At 56.9% G+C, this 18,087-nt stretch carries 11 protein-coding genes; 1 reads left to right on the top strand and 10 read right to left on the bottom strand.

Annotated elements, in window-relative coordinates:
• Positions 1-37 precede the first annotated feature (37 nt).
• The gene (locus ACTQ0H_RS02690) at positions 38-1,006 is read right to left on the bottom strand and encodes a hypothetical protein (protein WP_441546827.1); all 969 of its coding nucleotides are present in this window, start codon (positions 1,004-1,006) and stop codon (positions 38-40) included.
• Between the two features lie 471 nt (positions 1,007-1,477).
• On the opposite strand from ACTQ0H_RS02690, the gene ACTQ0H_RS02685 reads away from it, so the two are divergent.
• Entirely contained in the window at positions 1,478-2,155 is a 678-nt protein-coding gene (locus ACTQ0H_RS02685; protein ID WP_441546826.1) for a DUF3800 domain-containing protein, read from the top strand.
• 177 nt (positions 2,156-2,332) lie between these two features.
• Here ACTQ0H_RS02685 and ACTQ0H_RS02680 read toward each other — a convergent pair whose 3' ends face one another.
• The 9 genes from ACTQ0H_RS02680 to ACTQ0H_RS02640 form a co-directional block, all read right to left on the bottom strand.
• Positions 2,333-5,053: a hypothetical protein gene (locus tag ACTQ0H_RS02680; RefSeq protein WP_441546825.1), complete on the bottom strand. Its 2,721-nt coding sequence runs from the start codon at positions 5,051-5,053 to the stop codon at positions 2,333-2,335.
• Positions 5,054-5,435: 382 nt separating this feature from the next.
• Entirely contained in the window at positions 5,436-6,374 is a 939-nt protein-coding gene (locus tag ACTQ0H_RS02675; protein WP_441546824.1) for a hypothetical protein, read from the bottom strand.
• A 9-nt stretch (positions 6,375-6,383) separates the two neighbouring features.
• Positions 6,384-8,852, bottom strand: a complete 2,469-nt coding sequence (pglX, locus tag ACTQ0H_RS02670; RefSeq protein WP_441547754.1) for a BREX-1 system adenine-specific DNA-methyltransferase PglX — start codon at positions 8,850-8,852, stop codon at positions 6,384-6,386.
• A 30-nt stretch (positions 8,853-8,882) separates the two neighbouring features.
• Positions 8,883-12,542, bottom strand: coding sequence for a BREX system P-loop protein BrxC (brxC, locus tag ACTQ0H_RS02665; RefSeq protein ID WP_441547753.1), 3,660 nt, complete (start codon positions 12,540-12,542; stop codon positions 8,883-8,885).
• Between the two features lie 9 nt (positions 12,543-12,551).
• Positions 12,552-13,175 carry a DUF1788 domain-containing protein gene (locus tag ACTQ0H_RS02660; protein WP_441547752.1) on the bottom strand — a complete coding sequence of 208 codons (624 nt, stop codon included), beginning with the start codon at positions 13,173-13,175 and terminating at the stop codon, positions 12,552-12,554.
• A gap of 2 nt (positions 13,176-13,177) precedes the next feature.
• Complete coding sequence (locus ACTQ0H_RS02655; RefSeq protein ID WP_441547751.1) at positions 13,178-13,849, bottom strand: DUF1819 family protein; 672 nt, start codon at positions 13,847-13,849, stop codon at positions 13,178-13,180.
• A 105-nt stretch (positions 13,850-13,954) separates the two neighbouring features.
• Complete coding sequence (locus tag ACTQ0H_RS02650) at positions 13,955-14,911, bottom strand: hypothetical protein (protein WP_441547750.1); 957 nt, start codon at positions 14,909-14,911, stop codon at positions 13,955-13,957.
• A gap of 3 nt (positions 14,912-14,914) precedes the next feature.
• Positions 14,915-16,843: an SNF2-related protein gene (locus ACTQ0H_RS02645; protein ID WP_441547749.1), complete on the bottom strand. Its 1,929-nt coding sequence runs from the start codon at positions 16,841-16,843 to the stop codon at positions 14,915-14,917.
• A complete protein-coding gene (locus ACTQ0H_RS02640; RefSeq protein ID WP_441547748.1) occupies positions 16,844-18,076 on the bottom strand; it encodes a hypothetical protein in 1,233 nt (410 codons plus the stop codon). It abuts the gene before it with no gap.
• Between the last annotated feature and the right edge of the window lie 11 nt (positions 18,077-18,087).

The raw sequence follows: 18,087 nt of genomic DNA, 5'->3' as shown, positions 1-18,087 counted from the left end.
GTCAAAACAATTCGCGTAACGCGTAATCACGTGTGCATTATTTTATCTTTGCCAGCACATCCTGGAACTTGGCATAGTTGACCTTAACGCCGTCGTCCAGGTCAATCTTGATCATCTGGTCGGCCAGGTGATGCAGCTTTTCCTCGTAGGCAACGGTCTCGGTCAGCTGATCCTTGAGCTTTTTGATGCGCTTGGTCAGCGCGACCTTCTCGCCGCGCTCGGCCGTGGCCAGCGCGTCCTCGGCGTCGGCGATCTGCGAGCGATAGCGCTCCTGCTGCTCGTGCACGTAGTCGGTACGAATGCGCGCCAGCAGGTCGGGCGTATAGCGGTGCATGTAGACCAGGGCCATAAAGCCGTTCTTTTTGCCCGAATCAAACAGCCAGTAGATAGGGCGCTTCTTGTAGGTCTGGCAGTGGTCCTTAAAGAAGTCCTTCAAAAAGTAGGTGCGGATGACCTCTCGCGAGGTGCCCTTGCCGCCGAGCGCCTCGGCAATAAAGGCCAGGTTCTGCTCGAGCGTCTCCTCGCCGTACACGGTGCGCACAAAGTCGATAAAGTAACGCACGATGTCGTCGTCAAAGTACTCGTCATCGGTGATGGGCAGCACGTTGTCGCCGTCGGGCATAAAGGTCACGTGATCGGGATCGGGCATCTTGGCCAGGTAGTCGTTGACCGTGGCACCCTGATCGGCCAAAACCAGACCGTCCACGTCCAGCGAATAGCGGCCGAACATGCAGCCCACGGCATAGCTTATGAGCGAGGTAATCTCGTCGCGCTTGGTGCGCACGTACTTGTTGCCCTTGTAGCTCTCGGGAATCTCGTCAGCGGTATCGAAGATGCGCGCCACCGATACGTACTTGTCCTCGACCTCGATGGGCACCTCGCCCTCCATGTTGTAGATCTTGGCGAAGATTCGGTTGAGCTCCTCCTCGTTAGCACGAAGCTGCTCAAAGCGAGCATTGACCTCGGCCTTGCGAGCCTCGTATTTATCGGCGAGCAACGTTGCCATATCTCTATCCCATCCAATCAGGACCGATTAAAAGCCCAATAAAACTAGCTAAGTCAACATAGACAAGTCTACCCGACAGCAAAGCTTATAGCGCCCCATGCAGAGCATTCGCAGGCATCATTTTGAGAGGACGCCCACTACAAGCCGACCCCGCTTCGCAGTCAACTATGTATTAACTTACTCCACCAGCCCCACCATTTGTTGAGCAACAAGTGCGAGCGGTAGCCATAACGCCACGGCCGCATCAACCGGTTCAAAGCAACACGAACGAGCGCGTCCCCACCATCTCATGCCAAAAGTCTGTCGTTATCCTAAAACCGCAGGCAGATTGACGAACATGTGTTTGGTCATTATAATTCCTACTTGAATAGACTCCTCGTCTCGTGGTATAAATGGGTTGCGTTCCTTTATGGAGGGCAGTCAAGGGCCGGGGGATCCCCCCGGCATTTTTGTTTTTAGGGAGACTGCATCATGAGGGAGCTTTCCGTCTTCGTCGACGAATCAGGCAACTACGGAGGGCAAAGCGCTAAATACTATCTCGTCACGCTTGTATTTCATGACCAGTCAGCATCAATTGCTGAAATTATCGAGCGTTATGAACACACGCTTAGAACGCGTGGACTTCCCGATATCCCCCTACACATGAACCCCCTGATGCACGGCAACGAATCCTACGGAGCCATGGACACTCGCTTGCGCAATCGGCTTCTGGCGAGCTTTGCAGTATTTGCAAACAAATGCCCCATTACATACATGACGCTCAGTTACCAAAGAAACAAATTCAAAAGTGATGCGACTATGTTCGCAAGAATGCGTCGCGACTTGATCCTCTTTTTGTTCGACAGACTTCAGCCCTTCCAAAGCTATGACGCTGTCAAAATCTATTACGATGACGGGCAAAACGAGGTAACAGCCGTCCTTCACGCTGCATTCGAATACGTTCTTGGAAAGCAAGCGGTCATTTTCAAAGAATGTGATCCGAAGCAGTTCAGGCTTCAGCAAATTGCTGACTATATCTGCGAAATCGAACTGGCACAAATTAAATTCGGAAACTCCGAGCAATCAAATACCGAGCAAATCTTCTTTGGAAACTATCGTGATTTCAAGAAAAATCATCTTAGAAAGATTCGGGCGAAACGTCTCGCGTAGACCCGGCGCGCAGCTTCTGCTATAAAGATATCGGTACCCTCGAATAGAGGGACCTCCAAGAGCCGGGGGATGTCCCCCGGCATTTTTTATGCGTGGATCCAATGCAGGCTCGACATAAAAACAGGGGGCATCCCTAGAGATGCCCCCTGCAAAATACATCCGACTTCTGCTTCAAAATCAATCGTCCCATATATCCATGAACCTTTTATCGGTCAACATATAAGCAGTGCGATTGTTAATCGGAGCAACCTTTTTTACTGAATGAGTCCTGTCATACATATAGCAAACAACGCCCGCTTTTGAGAACGTATCTATTCCGTCAACAGCGTCCATCATGTCATATAAAGTAAATACTTCCCCAACGTCAACTGTTTGCGCAAACTGCTTCGCAAGCCGCTTGTTTTCCGGATCGGTCTTAGCCTTCCTCTTGCGATCGTACGCTTGTCGCATCTGCCAATCGGCATCCCAATAGCATTCATCAAATCGGTCACTTTTTGGCACGCTGGCACAGAATGCTTCGAGCTTAGCCCTGCGCTCTTTCTTTTCGGCTTCTATTTGTTCGAAGTTCGCTTCGGCCTCTTTAAACGCTAGCTGGGCATCGCCCTTTTGCTGTCGCAACTCATCGACCTTTGCTTTGACGAGCTTACTTGAGCCCTTGGAGAGTTTGACCTCGATCGCCTTAAGGCTGGAATCGACCTTTTCTATATGCTCGGTAAGATCCGAGAGCTTCTTCTTTGCTTGACGTTTATTGCTAATGTCGAACAATCCAAACGACTGAAGCTCTTTCTCGCAGCTAGAGGCCTCATTATTAAGGTTGTTTCTTAGCTCTGCCAGCTGCTCTCGTTTGCGCTCTAGGTCCCGAAAGTAATCGAATTTTGAGATTGCCTCATTCAAATCGTCGACAATCGAATCTAGCTCGCGCTGGCGCCTCGCCTTGTTCACTTTGGCGTCAAAGTAATCGCCGCGCATCTCATTGCATCGATCGGCAAGCGCGTAAACCCTATCCCTCGTCTCGTCCTCTGCCCAAGACTTTGGTTGAAACGGTTGAGGCTTCTCGTCCTCGGCCTTTTTCTTCTCGATGACCACATCATTCTTTTTCTCAGGCGCAGCCGCCTTCTCATCCTTGGCAGGCTCAGCGACCTTCTCCTCAGCCGGCGCAGCGACCTTCTTCTCCTTGGCGGGCGCAGCATCCTTCTTCTCCGACGCCTTACTCTCCGGCGCGGCCTTCTTCTCCGGCGCAACGGGCGCCGGCACCGGGTCCAGTCCAATGCGGGCGCGAATCTCACGCATGTGCTCGGAAGGGGCAAGGATGGCCTCTGCGTTACGCCCGTCTTCGAGGTCGCAATTAGATGCCCTCAGTAAAGCAACATCAATAACATTAGCTGCGGCAGAGCGAATGTCCTGATATACGGAGCTCTCTTTTCCGTAGAGGCGCTCCTGGGCATCGACCGCGTCAAGAATGCGATCCAGATAACGCTCGGAATCCACATGAAGCTGAGCCAAAGCCTTTAAACCGGCATTCTCCTGATCGAGCTTAGTATTACCGACTACCAAACTAGTCTCGTATGCCGCTGACGTATAGACCTTCTGGCGAATCGTGATCAAAGGAGAAACGCCCTGGAATGCAAGCTCCCTGAACTCCTCGGGCTCGACCTTAGTTTCAAAGCATTTCTTAAACGCAATGTCCCAACTGAGAGGCTCCACCTTATTAAGACGAACGGTCGACGCGAGTCCATCGACAAACGTGCGGGCCTCATCAACACGATCCCGATCCCATGAATAGAACGTCACGCGCATGCCGTCGTTGTCACGGTATAGAGGGTAGACATAGAACTCCAAGCCAATCCCCGTATCCATGCCAGGAAGTCCCACGCCAACCTGGACGACAGCGACAATGCACCCATCACCCTGAACTTCGTGATACTCAAGCCCTCTGGGAACCATGTTGTTTATGGGAGGGAAGTGGGTGGTCCTAATCACGGCGCGACGAACCTCGAGCTGGTCCATGATGCGCATTTCTTCTGGTGTTTCAGGGCGCCACGAATAAAGAACCTGAGCCCCTTCCATGCGCCTGTTGGACGAAGCGGGGCTTAAAACAAAGGTATCTTTTTGGCTGGGGTCGGAATCGACAATCCAGCCATCGGGAAGCGCCACGGAAAACGCATTACCCCATACGCGGTCGCCCTCGCTTGCAGCAACCTTCCTATCACCGCCTGCGTTACCAGGCCGCTCCCCTCCCGCAGGGGCAGACGCCGCGCCGCATCCGTCTGAGGCCGAGGTGTCCAGCTGAATCGCCGGGGCAGAGTAGACCATCATCGTTGCCGGCTTTTCCTGCACGCCCGGAACATCCGTCACGTTGCCTACGACCAGCGTGGATAGATCGACGTTCTTCGCCGCAACAAACGTCACCTTAAACGAGGCGCCTTGCTGGCTACGCAGCCCTTGGCGCATATCCCAAAGCATGCGTGTGACCAAGTTGAAGAACTGCGGAATACCGCGAGCGATTCGCGTGTCATACATTACGCAATACGCATCGGGGGCCGGATTGTCGATTACGAGTGCCTTGTTACAGCCGCAGAAATCAGCCAAAACAAGGCCCGTCAAATCCCCTTCTCGAAGCATAGGGTAAAGCGCCTCGTGGATTGCGCTCCTGGGAACAATGAGATCCTCATCGGCCTCAACCAGGTTATTCAAAAAGCCGTCGACAAAGCAGTTGAGGTAATCATTCAAATCATCAAAGCCGCCCTGCGTGGCAAACTCGGTAAGCTCGGGCACCTTTTCGTTATCGACATGCAAACCGGTCGCAGCGTGATGATGACCATCCCAAGTAATCATTCCATCGTCAAAGCAAACGCAATAATCGGACAGCAGGTGGAAAAAAGAAGTCACCAAATCCATTTGAATTAACCTTTCGCTTAGACTTCAGGAGCTACTTAACTTCCTTTGGGGCGTTTTCAAGGAGGGCTTCGACTCCCTCCGCTCCCCCGCTTTGGTCCAACGCTGCAATCAACTTAGCCCATCAACCTCGCTATTTGTTGAGCAACAAATGCGAGCGGTAGGTATTGGGCTACGACCGTTGAGGTCAAATAAAAGCACCGGCTGGCAATGCAATAATTTCCGATTTGCGCGGCATAAAAATAGAGGGCGTCCCATAAAGAGAAGCCCCCTTGCAAAACGGTTGAACCGTTTTTCAGCTAACCTCATTTTACACCGCGAGTTAAAATAGCGAAAAAGCACGCTCCATCAACATCCCATTCATAAAATGGATTCGATTCGCAATCTAATCGTCTTCGGCATACATGACGTCAGCAATTAAATCGATTGCCACACGATAGGCCTCTTCATAATCCCCTTTGTACACGGGGACATCGATAATCTTGACTCCGTATGTTGAAAATAAATCATAACGAGCAGGATCGTTTACACGGAACGACGGACTCTCAGATTGATAAAGGCTGTAGTATCTAATGGCATTAGGCTTGATGTCCGGATGGTCTTTAAACCAGAGAGAGCGAAGATGCAGCAAATGCCATAAGTCAATCTCATCTAGGCTGAAGCCAAATCCAAGAATAAAAACATCTGTGCCGAGGAACAGAAGCGGCCAATCACACTCAACGAAGCTTGAAAAGGACCCGTTCCAAGAACGGACTACCTCATCCATTTTCACAGCAGACTTTAGATAATCACTTTGCCCAAGTACGACAGATGAAACATCATCGATCGAACCGTGAATATGCAAGACGGGATAAGTAGACAGACATAAGCCAGACTTCTTAAGACCTTCGTAGCGATTCTCAATCCTCAGATCGTAATTAGAAGTTAGAACAAAATCGTTTTTCAGCTTAAGCGCAGCATCCAATACATCGGGAGCACAATATCTCCGTTCGTTAAACCAGCCGGCAACAAAGCGCTTAACGCGGTGCTCCATATCGCCCGACCTAACCATATCGTCTGGATTAAGAATCTGCTTCCAAGCGTCATTGCGTCCTTCGAGCGAATAATAGTCCCTAAGTGAGTCTTGATTCCGTACCAGCGATGCAATCAGTCGATCATATTCAACGGGCATAGGCCTATCGTTATTGAAAACATCTTGGACATGAAAAGCAATTTCCGCCAGCAAATCCGCCCAGCTTTTGTCACGACCCTCGCAGCCAACCTTCTTTTCAGATTCTGTCCTAACTCGAAACAACCCGTTACCGAGAAATAGTGTCTTCTTCATTCCATTCACCTACAGCAGCGGATGACGCTTGAAATCCCAGGAGGTTTCAAACGAATCGTAGTCGGCAATAGAGTCCGCAATGCATTTTTTGACCAGCAGTTGGACCGCCGGATCGTGAGATTCTTCAACGTAGGGCTGTTTGCCTATATCGCCAGATTGGAAGTGCAGCGTCGGATTGACCATTCCGTTAATCTCCTTGGCCACAGAGGAATTAAGGTAGCCCAGTAGGTAAATTAATTGCATTTCAGACGTAGCAAAAAGGGCAGTCCCCGAGCTCTCGAAAAAGAAACCATCCGGCATCAATCGAAACGCAGCAAGAGAAGAACTGATGTTGGACCATGTCAATCCCCTCTTAAAGAGATATTCTTTATTTCTTATTGTTGCTCGTCCAAGGTTTCTAACGGCCCTACCATCGTCAGCCCAGTCAACCACATATGTCTGATTCCCGTACCACCTTCGAAACTCACCGCCCTTCATGCACGGAAACCAGCGCGATGAACCCTCAGACACCTCGTACCATCGACGTAAAAATAAATCATTGTTGCCTAAAGTTGACCCTTGTTTAGGAAAGGCGACGTCAGAAATTTGGGGATTATTAGCAAATGTGTCAAGCAGGGCATCGCTGGCCCAGTAGGCGATGGGGGTGCCGGGGATCTGCTTGAAGGTCTCGGCGTCGCGGCGGTAGAACCAGCCGCAGTCGGGGTTCTTGATCGCCTCGAGGGCCTTGGGAGCCTGGACGGAAGCACCAACGAAGTCCGAAAGGCGCACGTAGCCGCCCTTGTAGCCCTTGATGAATGAGTTGTGGAACGTGTAGGTGCAGATGGGCACAGTCGCGCCAGCGAAACCCGAGTACTCGAGCTGGATAAGGGAAGTCAGCGTTCTGTTGTCGATAATCTCGTTGCGGAGCTTCTCGTAGCTTCCGATGAACATCCAGACGAAGGGCGACATGACACCGCACTCGCCATGGTCTTTGGCGAGATCGAACATGCGGACGACAAAGCTGGAGAACAGGTCGCTCTTGACGTCGGGGTAGCTCTTCTTGACCCACTTGGACATGAAGGGGCCGAAGCTGGAGCTGCCCATGTAGGGCGGGTTGGCCACGACGCAGTCGTGGCGGCGGGCCAGGATCTCACAGGTGGAAAGGGCGCGCTGGAGCTTCTCCTTGGAGCTGCTGCCGAACAGGCCGTCGGCGCCGGTGAGCGCTATCGCCTCGCGGACCGCGGCGAGGTCGTCCTCGCCCGGGGCGAGCAGCGAGCCCACCTCGTCCAGGTGCGCCAGGGCGTCGAGGAGGTCCTTCCTCTTCTCGAGCGCGCTGCCCCGCGGCACGTCGCCCTCCCCCAGCGCCACCGGGGCGAGCACGGCGATGTCGGCCTGCACGCCGCGACCGAAGAAGCGGCGGTCCAGCTCACGGGCGCACATGGCCAGGGCCAGGCGCGCGATCTGGGCGGCGCGGGGGTCGATCTCCATGCCGTGCAGGTTCCTGGACAGGACGAGCCCGGGGATCTCGCGCTCGCGGTAGCCGCGCTCCAGGTACATCTTGGCCAGCAGCTCGAAGGCATAGACCAGGATGTGGCCCGAGCCGCACGCCGGGTCGCAAAGCGAGATGTCCTCGGGGCCGTTAATCTTGATGAAGCCCTCGTGCTCGGAGTCGGGCTCGATGTAGTACTCCATCTCGTCGCGAAGCGGGCTTCCGGGGTTGTTGAGCATCCACAGGCGCCCCAGCGAGTTCTGCACCATGTAGCGCACAATCCAGTCGGGCGTGAACAGCTGGGTGGCGGGGCCGATGGTGTCGGGGGCCTCCTTGGCCTTGGAGGCGAAGAAGGCGTCCTTGACCTCGGAGTTGTAGTACTGGTACATCCATCCCAGGACCTGGACGTCCTCCCAGTCGGCCTCGTCGATGTCGCCCACCATGCGGCCGATGACGCCGTCCGCATCCATGAGGTTGGCCGGCAGCAGCAGCGCCATGCACTCGTCCACGGGCTGGAACACGCCGGGCAGGCACCCGGAGAGCTCGGCGCACTGGGCCAGGAACAGGTAGCGGAACAGCGGCCCGTCCTCGCCAGCCTGCTTGAGCTCGGCGACGCGCACCGGGTCCGCCCCCTCGATCTCCACGTCGAGCGCCTCGTCCGCGGCCTGGCTGCCCAGCCCCCAGGAGCCGTCCGCCGCGGGGCGGGTGAACATGCGCACGCGGGAGGGCAGGAAGTCGTGGACCTCCATGTAGCGCACGGCGGCGATGCGGTTGAACCAGGTGTAGGCGGCGCGGTCGCGAAGGTGGTCGAAGCCCTCCTCTGCCGCGGCTCGCAGCAGGGCGTCGCGCCACCCGGTCTCCTCCGGGGACAGGGCGCGCCCTCCCACCGCCGTCGCGCCGGCGGGCTCGGCGCCCTCGGCCACGCCGTAGAGCCTCATGCGGGCCTCGACGCCGGCGATGAGCTCGTTGCGGGCCCAGATGCAGTAGTTCTTGATGGCGGTATCGTTCATGGCGGCCTCCCCTTCCCCGGTGGTCCTTGGTTAGCTCAGGCGGATGGCGTCGTTGCCCTGCAACTCGGCAAGCAGGCGCACACGGAGCTGGGCAAGGTAGGCATCGATATCGCTTTCGCTCTGTAGCTTTTTGCGCTCGCCCAGGTCGGCCAGGCGCAGCTTTTTAATCCTCTTGGGAGCAGGAGCGGGTGCAGGCTCGACGGTCGCCGAAGCATCGTTGCCCGGGTCTTTGATCGTAGTAACGGTCTCACCGTTGGGCGTGACTTCTACGAATCGGCTCTCACGCTGCTGGCGGGCCTTCTCCTCATCGATAGCTTTATCGATGTTCTCGCATGCGCGATCGCAATACTCAATCAGCTGCTGCTTGAACGCGGCAAGCTCACTGGCCTTGGTGGCGCTGTGCGCACGGCCCTCGAACGACTTGGCCATGCGGCCGGCGTCCTCGATGGCGCGCTCGGCCAGCTTGGCATAGCCGTCCTGGCTCTGGGCATATTCGTGCACCTGGGCCATCTGTGCGGTTATGTCGTCCAGCATCTCCTTGCGCTTGGCATCGACCATCTGCTTATGGGCAGCCATGACGGGCTCCATCAGGTCATGGAGCTTGCAGATCTCGCGGTACGGACGCGGACTCTTAAGAATCTGCTCAATACGCTTGTTGGCCTCAACCGCCTGGGCGTTAGAGTCCATGTAGAAGCCCTCGTCCTTCATAAGGCCCATAAACGCAACGGCCTTATCAAAGACGGGCTTTTGGCTCTCAAAGAAGAACACGACCTGGTCGTAGCCCTCTTTCCAATCGTCCAAATCGTCTTGTGCCTTTACGAAAGCATTGAAGAGCGCCTGGGCATCGTTCTGGTTGTCCAGCAGGCGCGTGGTCAGCGTAATGCCATCTTCCAGCACCTTTAGGCCCGGGTACGGGCAGGCTGGGGCCAAGCCCGTAAAGTTGTTGTTCGTGAGCTCCACGCACTCGTTCTTGTAGCCCGTAAGCGTTTCGACCACCGTGGCGGTAAGCTCGTCCTCGTTGGAAATATCACGCTTGGCATCGAAGGTCTCGCGCAGCACCCTGTTGACCTTCTTGATGAGCTCATCGCTCATCTTAACGCGCTCGCGCACCTGGGCCTTGTCAGCATCCTTGCGCAGGAAGGTAACCATACGCGAATCGGCAGGAGCAACATTGGCGCCGGCAGCCGTAATGATCGCACGCTGCGAAACCACCAGCTGTGCCACCACGTTGGCAATGTCGATTTCGCGCCAACCATAGGGGGCACCCTGGAACTTACGCTGCAGGTCACCCATGGTCGTATTCAGCGACAGGCGCGTCTGGGCATGCAAAAAGTCCGCGACCTCCTTCTCGGCGCGGGCGTTCTGGGAGCTCTGACCGTCGAGCGCCACCTGGTTGGCACCGCGCAGCGTGGCGCGAATGTCCTCGTCGGTCTTGGCGGGGTCGGCGATGTAGTCGGCCTTGGTAAAGATGGCATCCGTCAGCTTTGACAGGGCCTGGTCAAACACATCGGCGGGCTTGGTGGCGCGAATGTTAACCATGGAACCATTCACAGCCACACGGGCATGCAGCACGGCCTCCTCCAGCAGTTTGGCTGCCTCGCGCTCAACGAAAGTAGCCTCTTTCATCTTTGCCTGGATAATCTGCTGAGTCGAAGGCGCCAGGGCCTCGGTATTGATGGTCTTGCGATACTTACGGATCTTAGCCACATTCTGCAGATCGTCGAAGTAGTCGATGTCGTCTGCCAGCACCACCAGCGCGATATTGGCCGACTTGACGGCGAGCTCGGCATCGTCGGCACGCGAGAGGTCATCTGCCACCGTGACTACGTTGAGCTTCATGCCGCCCTGGGCCACACCATAGACCGAGTCGTCTACATAGCGGTCGAAGGGAAAGTCGTTGGCGCCCACGCGCAGCTTGGTAGCCGTATAGATGCCGCTAAAGAGCGACTTTTTAATGCCCTCGATAATCAGGGCGGCATCTACCGGCGTCTCGCTAATGGCGCGCGAGATATCCTGCTCCTCGTCGGTGAGGAAGTTGTACGCATCGCCCTGACGTGCCACGTAGTTCTCGCGCACCAGGCGGTCGAGCGACTCCTTAACGCGGTCCTTAAGGGCGGCCTTGTCCACGTCCATGCCGTCGACCATAAGGATGGAGATGTTCTCGACGTTGGACTTGATGTAGTCGATATAGCGGATCAGATACAGCAGCTTTAGGACCTTAACGTCCTCGGTCTTAAGACCATGGCCATCCTCGGCTGCGCGCTCGGCGCGCGTGACCACCTGGATCACGCCGTGCTCCAGGTCCTTGGCGATGGTATCGAAGAAGCGCCAGAACGGCACCAGGGCGCCTACCTCTTGGTCCTGAATGGCCTGGGCCGATTCCTGGAAGGCCGAGAGCATGGAGCGCTCGCCCGTGGACATATGCTTGGCCTTGACGCCGTGCTTGCGCACCTCGGTCATAACGTCGGGCAGCACCTTAAACTGGTAGTTCACAAACGGGTAGCTGGCCGTAAAGTCGTTGCGGCTGGCATAGCCAATCAGGTCGCCGCGCGAACCGTCAAAGGAGAATACGTTTTTGAGCACGGTGCTCTGGGCCTCATAGTTCTGCTGGAGCTTTGCCGAGGCGGCATCGTTCTTTTGCAGCACGCGGCGCTGGATAACCTCGTCCACGCTGGAGCTGGAGAGCGAAAGGCGTGTGTTAAAGCGACCCTGAATCTTGGAGAAGTCGTCGCCCACGATCATGGCGACCTCGTCGATGGCCTCCTGGCTGGTCACCATAACCCACACGCGGCCACCGCAACGGCTGCCCAGCTCCTCGACGAGCGTCTGCAGCGACAGCATAAGGCTGGTGCTCATGTCGGCATCGGAGCCAATAAACTGACCCACCTCGTCGGCCATGAACAGCAGGCGGAACTCGCCGCCGCACTCCTCGGCGCGCTTGTCGGCATACTGCTTGACCATCTTGGCAAAGGTGTCGGCAGCGATGGCGTCGTCCTCGGTACCGTCGAACCAGTGGCGCGCAGCCTGCTCGCTCATGCCCAGGACCTCTTGCAGGGCCTCGACAATGTCGTCCTCAAAGTAGCTATAGCTCTCGCGGTCCTCGAGCCAGTTGCCGCCGCCAATGCGCTCGTAGGCAGCGCGGAACTCCTGCGTCTTACCCTTGCTGTCGATATGCTGCTCTAGGCGTGCGAGCTTTAGATCCTCGCCAAAAAAGCCCAGGTGCTCAAAGAACACGCGCTCAAAGGCGCGCAGCAGGGCCGTGCGCGAGGTGTCGCCCTCTTTCCACTGGCCGCCCTTGCTGTCGATGTTAAACAGGATCGCCTCGGTGGGAACCTCGCAGCAACGACGAACCCGAGCGGCCACGATGGGATCGGAAATCTTGCCATCAAAGTAATCGACGGCGCGCTTGCCGGCAATCTCATCGTTTTGCAGCAGATACGAGAGCATCTTGAGGAAGTGCGATTTACCGGAGCCAAAGAAGCCGCTGATCCACACGCCCATGTTGTCGGTGGGAACATCGAGCGCCTTATCGTACGCCTCGAAGAAGTGCGCAAAATGACCCTGCAGCTCGCGCGTCACCACGTACTCGTCAAGCTCCTGGCGCACCGATTCGTCGCTGGCATCCTGCACCTTAACGACGCCGTTGATGGAACGGTTGATGTCCTTGGAAAACAGGTCTTGGATAATCATCTGTCGCTCCTAAGAAATATCGAACGCGCGGTAGTAGTTGCTGGCGTTCTCTTTGTTGAACAACTTGAGCTGGCGGCCATCAAAGCTGCCGGGATACATGACGACGACGGGCACGGTGCCAAAATCGGCAAGCATGTCGTTGAGCAGGTTGTGCACGCGCAGTAGCGGAAAGACCTCGCCCACACCCGTGAGCAAGATCACGTCGCCGGGCTGATGCGGCTGGGTATGCTCCAAGAGGTACTGGGCAAAGCTCTTGGAGCTGCAGGGCTTCTGGAGCTCTTTGATCTGGGCCTCCGAGCCGACCTTTGCCTCGCGGCGGGGAATCGCACGAAGGATGCGGCGCTGCTCGCAGATATCGAGCATCACGTCGTACAGGTTAAAGACCTGCAGATTACACGGCAGCTTGCCGGCCTGGGCATCTGCCATGAGCTCGTCCACGTAGGCGCGGCACTCAAACTCCAGCGAAGGATCGTAGCAAAACGTATAGAAGCCAATCTCGTTACCGATGCCCTTGTTGGCCAAGAAATCCTGGTCTTGCAGGCGCTCGCGCAGCGCCTCGCGGCGATGGTCAAAGTCCTCATGTATGCGCTCGGCGCGGTTGCGCGGGCGAATGTGCGGCTGGTTTATTGCCATGTCTACATCACCTGCCCGGTGAGTGCGGCCAGAGCGTCCATGTCGCCCAGGTCGCGGATGGCCTGTTCCACGTCGGGGTCCAACAGCAGGGGCTGGAGCGTATCGGTTCGCTGCGATGCCTTAAAACCGGCGCTGCGCAGAATCTGGCGCAGGGTGCTTTTTATACGTCCCAGCGTAGCATCGGACCATTTGACGGCCTCGGCGTGCTCAACCTGAAAACGGGTGACAAACGCGTTAAGGTCAACGTCGGTAAAGTTGTAGTCGAAGCTGGCCATGCGCTCGCCAATCTCCACCTGGATGAGCTCGCGGACCATGGTGTAGCGGCACATCATGGCAAACAGGTTGGCTTGGGCCGCCTGGTCGGGCATGCCGTTGGCGATGAGGTCCATGATGCGCGTGACCGCTTGATCGGCGGTGTCTTTGTCGATACCGCGGGCAGCGCACTGCGCCTCGTCGAGCGCCACGGCATCAAAGCGGCGCAGGCACACGCGGGCGCGATCAGCGAGCATGCGCTCGGTGGGATACTGAAACAGGTTGTCGTGCTTAACGCGCGCGATGATCTCGTCGTCGCTCACGCCATCAAGACGCAACGCGGCGACGATACGCATCTCGGGCAGCAAAAACTGCTCGCGCGTGAGCACGCCTCCCAGTGATATTTTTTCGGTGTTATCCACAGGACACACTCCAAGGGTTCGGACCTTTTTATTTGCATCGGGGCGATGCAAACATGCCTTCCAATGATACCGTTTAAGTACGAGGTCGTGAGGGTTGTTGCTGCCTTACTGACCCAGTTCCTTGAGCGCTTGCAGCGACGCTGCGCGGGTCTCGGCGTAGGCAAGGCGCGCGTCGCTCAGCTGCTTGTCAATCTGGTCGACATGGCTGCTGAGATCTTTGACCTGCCTGCCGACTTCCTCCATCTCGACAATTGCCCTCCAACCACTTTGATCAGAAAGCTGCTCATGCTTATGGCGCAGCACAAGCAGCTGGTTGAGCAAAGCAACACGTGCCTTGTCGAGCTCTTCCATCTTGTCGCGCGCGGCCTTTACCTCCCTTGCGATGCGCAGCTTTTCTTGCTCTTTTGCAGAGGGCTTGGGAGCAGGTTCCGGTGCAGGCTCTGGCTCAGGCTCGGGCTCCGGTTCAACACCGAGCGCATCCTCGGGTCCGGGCTCCGCGGAAACCGCATCACCCATCTCCAAAAACGCGCATATACCCGGCTCCGTTGCCGGCCTTGCCTCGAACACCGTGGCAACCGATCCGTCACTCAACATAGTGCTCTGTGAGCAAAGCGACTCGACAAAGCTCGCCATAAACAGGCCGAACCCAGAAATCTGCTGAGCCAAGCGCTCGTCGTAGGTAACGCGGATCTCGCCCTCATTGCCTTGACGCACCGAAATCCAGTCGCCCACACACATGAGCTGCACCAGCGTAATCGGCGTCAAGTCGCCCTCAAACAGCAACTGCAGACGGGACGAAACAACGTCGCGGGGAACAACCGGCTCGGCATGCTTCTCGAGCTCTTCTAGCGTGGCACCGACGTATTGGCACAAATCGATGTTGCTCGGAACATCCGTAAAATGCTCGCGCGCATGGCTCAGGAGCCGTTCACTTTTGTCAGCATTGATACGAATGCGCTTAACGGCGTGCGACGACCCATCCCACGTCACATCGGAATGCGTTAAGAACAGCCAGCCGTCGCAAAACAGCTCCACGGCAAAGATGGGAAAGGCTTTCTGCATCGTTTACATCTCCTTGCGTTCTTGCGTATCGTCCGCGGCGTCGTGGTCGTTGATCTCGTTACGCTGTTCCTCGTCATCAAAAAGACCCTTAAACACCAGTTCCAGATCGCGCTCGTCGGTATAGCCGGGCTCCAGCGTGCCGCGGTCGATCGAATCGAGCATGACCTGCTCCTTGTACTGCAGGCGCTCGTAAATGTTGCGGTCGAGCGACCACGGTCCGTCGCGGCGCTCGTACACGGCGCGCAGGTAGTGGTACTGCGTGTATTGCTCTTGCGACAGGCCCAGGCGGTGAATGCGATCCTTGGACTGCAGCAAGTGCACCAGGTTGTAGCTGCACTCAAAGTAGACGGCGTCGTGGCACACGTCGTGGAGCGAGACCGACTCGGCCAGCGTGTGCGGGTTGGTGACCAGCACGCTCGTCTCCCCCGCCTTAAACGAATCGATGACGCGGGCGCGCGCGGGCATATCGGTCGACCCACTAATAGCGCGGGCCGTAATGCCGTGCTCGCGCAGTTCGCGCACCACATTGCGGATGCTGCGCTTAAAGATGCACCACACGATGACTGACTTGCCCTGGGCTACCAGCGACGCGACCAGATCCAGACAGGCGACCATCTTGGCTGTGGGCCGGTCATCCACCTGCAGGCCTTCCAGCGCTTTGCCGGCGCCCGTCTGCACCTCGCCATCAAACAAGTCGGCATAGTCGCCGGCGCTCAGGTCCTCGGCCAGCATGCGCGGGTCGGACGAAAGCTGCAGCAGGCGAATAATCATCTCGAACGGCTCGCCCGAAAGCGTGCGCAGCACCTTTTGGAACAGCTCCTGCTCCCAGCGTTCCACCGGCACATCGACCAGATGGTCCTCGTTGGCCCGGGGTACGCCCAGCTGATGCTTGTTCGTACGACAAAAGAACGGCGCGATGGACTCATTGATATGCTTAACGTCGTCCTCACTCGTCGACTTAAGGGCATTGGCGCTCATGCCAAAGTACCAGTTGTAGTCGCGCGGCCACAGGCAGTGGAGCAGGTTGTACAGGTCCTCAAACGAGTTGGGGATCGGCGTACCGGTAAGCGCGATAAAATACGGCGCCGCCGCGGCAATCTGCACCGCACTCGCTGCGCGCTTGCCGCCCACACGCTTCACCTTGTGCACCTCGTCAAATACCACCAGGGCGCGATCGGCCGCAATGCGCGCGGCCGCCTCCCCCAGCGCGACCGACTCGTAGTTGAGTAGGATCATGTCGTAGCGCTTGTAGTCAAACAGCAGAGTGCTGTACTTGTCGCGCGTGGAACGACCGCGAAACTCGGGGTCGTGAAAGCACAGCGAACGAAGCGGGCGGTCGGCGCCAAAGCAAGCCGACCATTCATCACGCCACGAGCCAAAAGCGTTTTTGGGCGAAAGCACGATGATGCGATCGACCAGGTCACGCTCGCGCAGGTACGCAAACGTGCCCAGGACCGAAGCCGTCTTGCCCGAACCGGGAACGGAAAAGTTGGCGCTGCGGCCCATGGCGCTCATAAAGAACGCGTCCCACAGCTGGCGGTCCTTAAGCGGGCGTTCCATCAGGGTGTCCTCGGCGCGGCGGAACTCATCAAAGCGATCGGCCACCGACTCATCGTGTGCCTTGATCAGCAGACCCACGCGCGCCTTCTCGCGCAGATAGTCCTCACGCGCCGTAAGGCCTCGCAGCAGGTCCGGGTCCACCTGGCACTCCACACCAAAGCTTGCCGCCCGCTGCAGCAGCTCAACGATGCGCTTGGCGCCCGGGTCGTCAATCCCCAGAGAAAAGAGCACGTCCGTCTCTCGATAGCTCGGCGCATAGCGGCGCAGTGCCGAAAGCCGAATCTTCCAGACCGGCTCGCGACGCAGCTGCTCAACTGTCATGTCGAGCGGCACGACGGAAATGCCGTCGCTATACGAGAGGCGCAGCTTCATTTAGGCTTCCTCGCCGCCCATCTTGTACGCAATCTTGTCTTTGATCATATGCACCCTGGCCTCGAGCTTGGCAACCTCGGCGGCGATATTGGCAATCTCGTCCGCAGGCAGCAAGCCAAAGGTCGATTCCTCCACCTGATCAAGATCCCTGATGGCGCGGATGATCGAGAGCGAAGGCGACTTGAGGGCCTTGTTCATCTTGGTGGTGTTCTCGGCCGACTCCATAACCTCACGGAAGGCTGTCGCCAGTTGAACATCGTCGCGAATCTCGGCGATGTCGGTCGAGGTTACGATCTCTTTGTTCTTCAGGCGCTCGGCGACCTCAAAGGCCAGCTCGTTTTCGCGCTCGATAAAGCGATCCGCGTCGGGGCCCTCCAAAATCGGCTTGATCTTACGGACAAAGCGCACGATGTCGCCCTGCGGCTCGGTAATCATGTTGGCAAAGACGATGTTCTTAACGTCCTCTTCCTGATCGTCGCTCTTGCACTTTTTAAGGACGCCCTGCAGTTCGTTGATAACGCCGGCGACCTTGAGCTCGCGCGCCAGGTGGAACTGGTCCTTGGCGTTGGCAAACTCCAGGAACTCGTTCATATAGCGGGCTTTTACAATCTCCTTCTCGAGCTCCTTGGGCTCAACGCCAATGCACTGGGCGTACTCCTCCTTCGAGAGCAAGTTTGAGCTGATGATGTCGTTGTAGATGCCCACCAGGCGGTCGACGGGATCGTAGCCGACCTTTTCTTCCTCGCCATGCTGGATCGAAAGCTCCAGCATCTTGATCTTCTTGGAATCGTTACCCAGGCTCTCAGGCAAAATGACAGCCTCAAACCAACCAAAGCTTGGGTTTTCGGCGGCAAGACGACGCAGGCAGGTAAAGCGGCGGTTGCCATCGACGATCAGGCCGTCGGCCAGCACCACGCCGGGGCGCTCTTGCGAACGCAGGGCAATGCTACGCTGCGTCTTTTCGATAGCATCCTTGTTGCTGTCGACGATAAAACCCTCAATGATGTCGTTGCAGGCCGCGACGTCCAGCTCGTTAAACGCGCCCTCGCCATGCTCGGCCTTGTAGCGGCTGATCCAGGAGGCGATACGGTCGTTCTGCACGTTGTAGCGCAGGAACTCGAGCTTAATGCTGTAAACGGGATACATCTCGGGCTTGCCGTCAATCACGATCTTGTGGTTGGCACCGGTCGGCTTAATGTTGACGCCGTCGCCGATCATCTCGAGCAGGTTCATGTTGACTCCTC

It is taken from the genome of Collinsella sp. LCP21S3_A3, from assembly GCF_052118905.1.
GTDB lineage: Bacteria > Actinomycetota > Coriobacteriia > Coriobacteriales > Coriobacteriaceae > Collinsella.
This window is presented reverse-complemented; position numbering and strand designations above follow the sequence as displayed.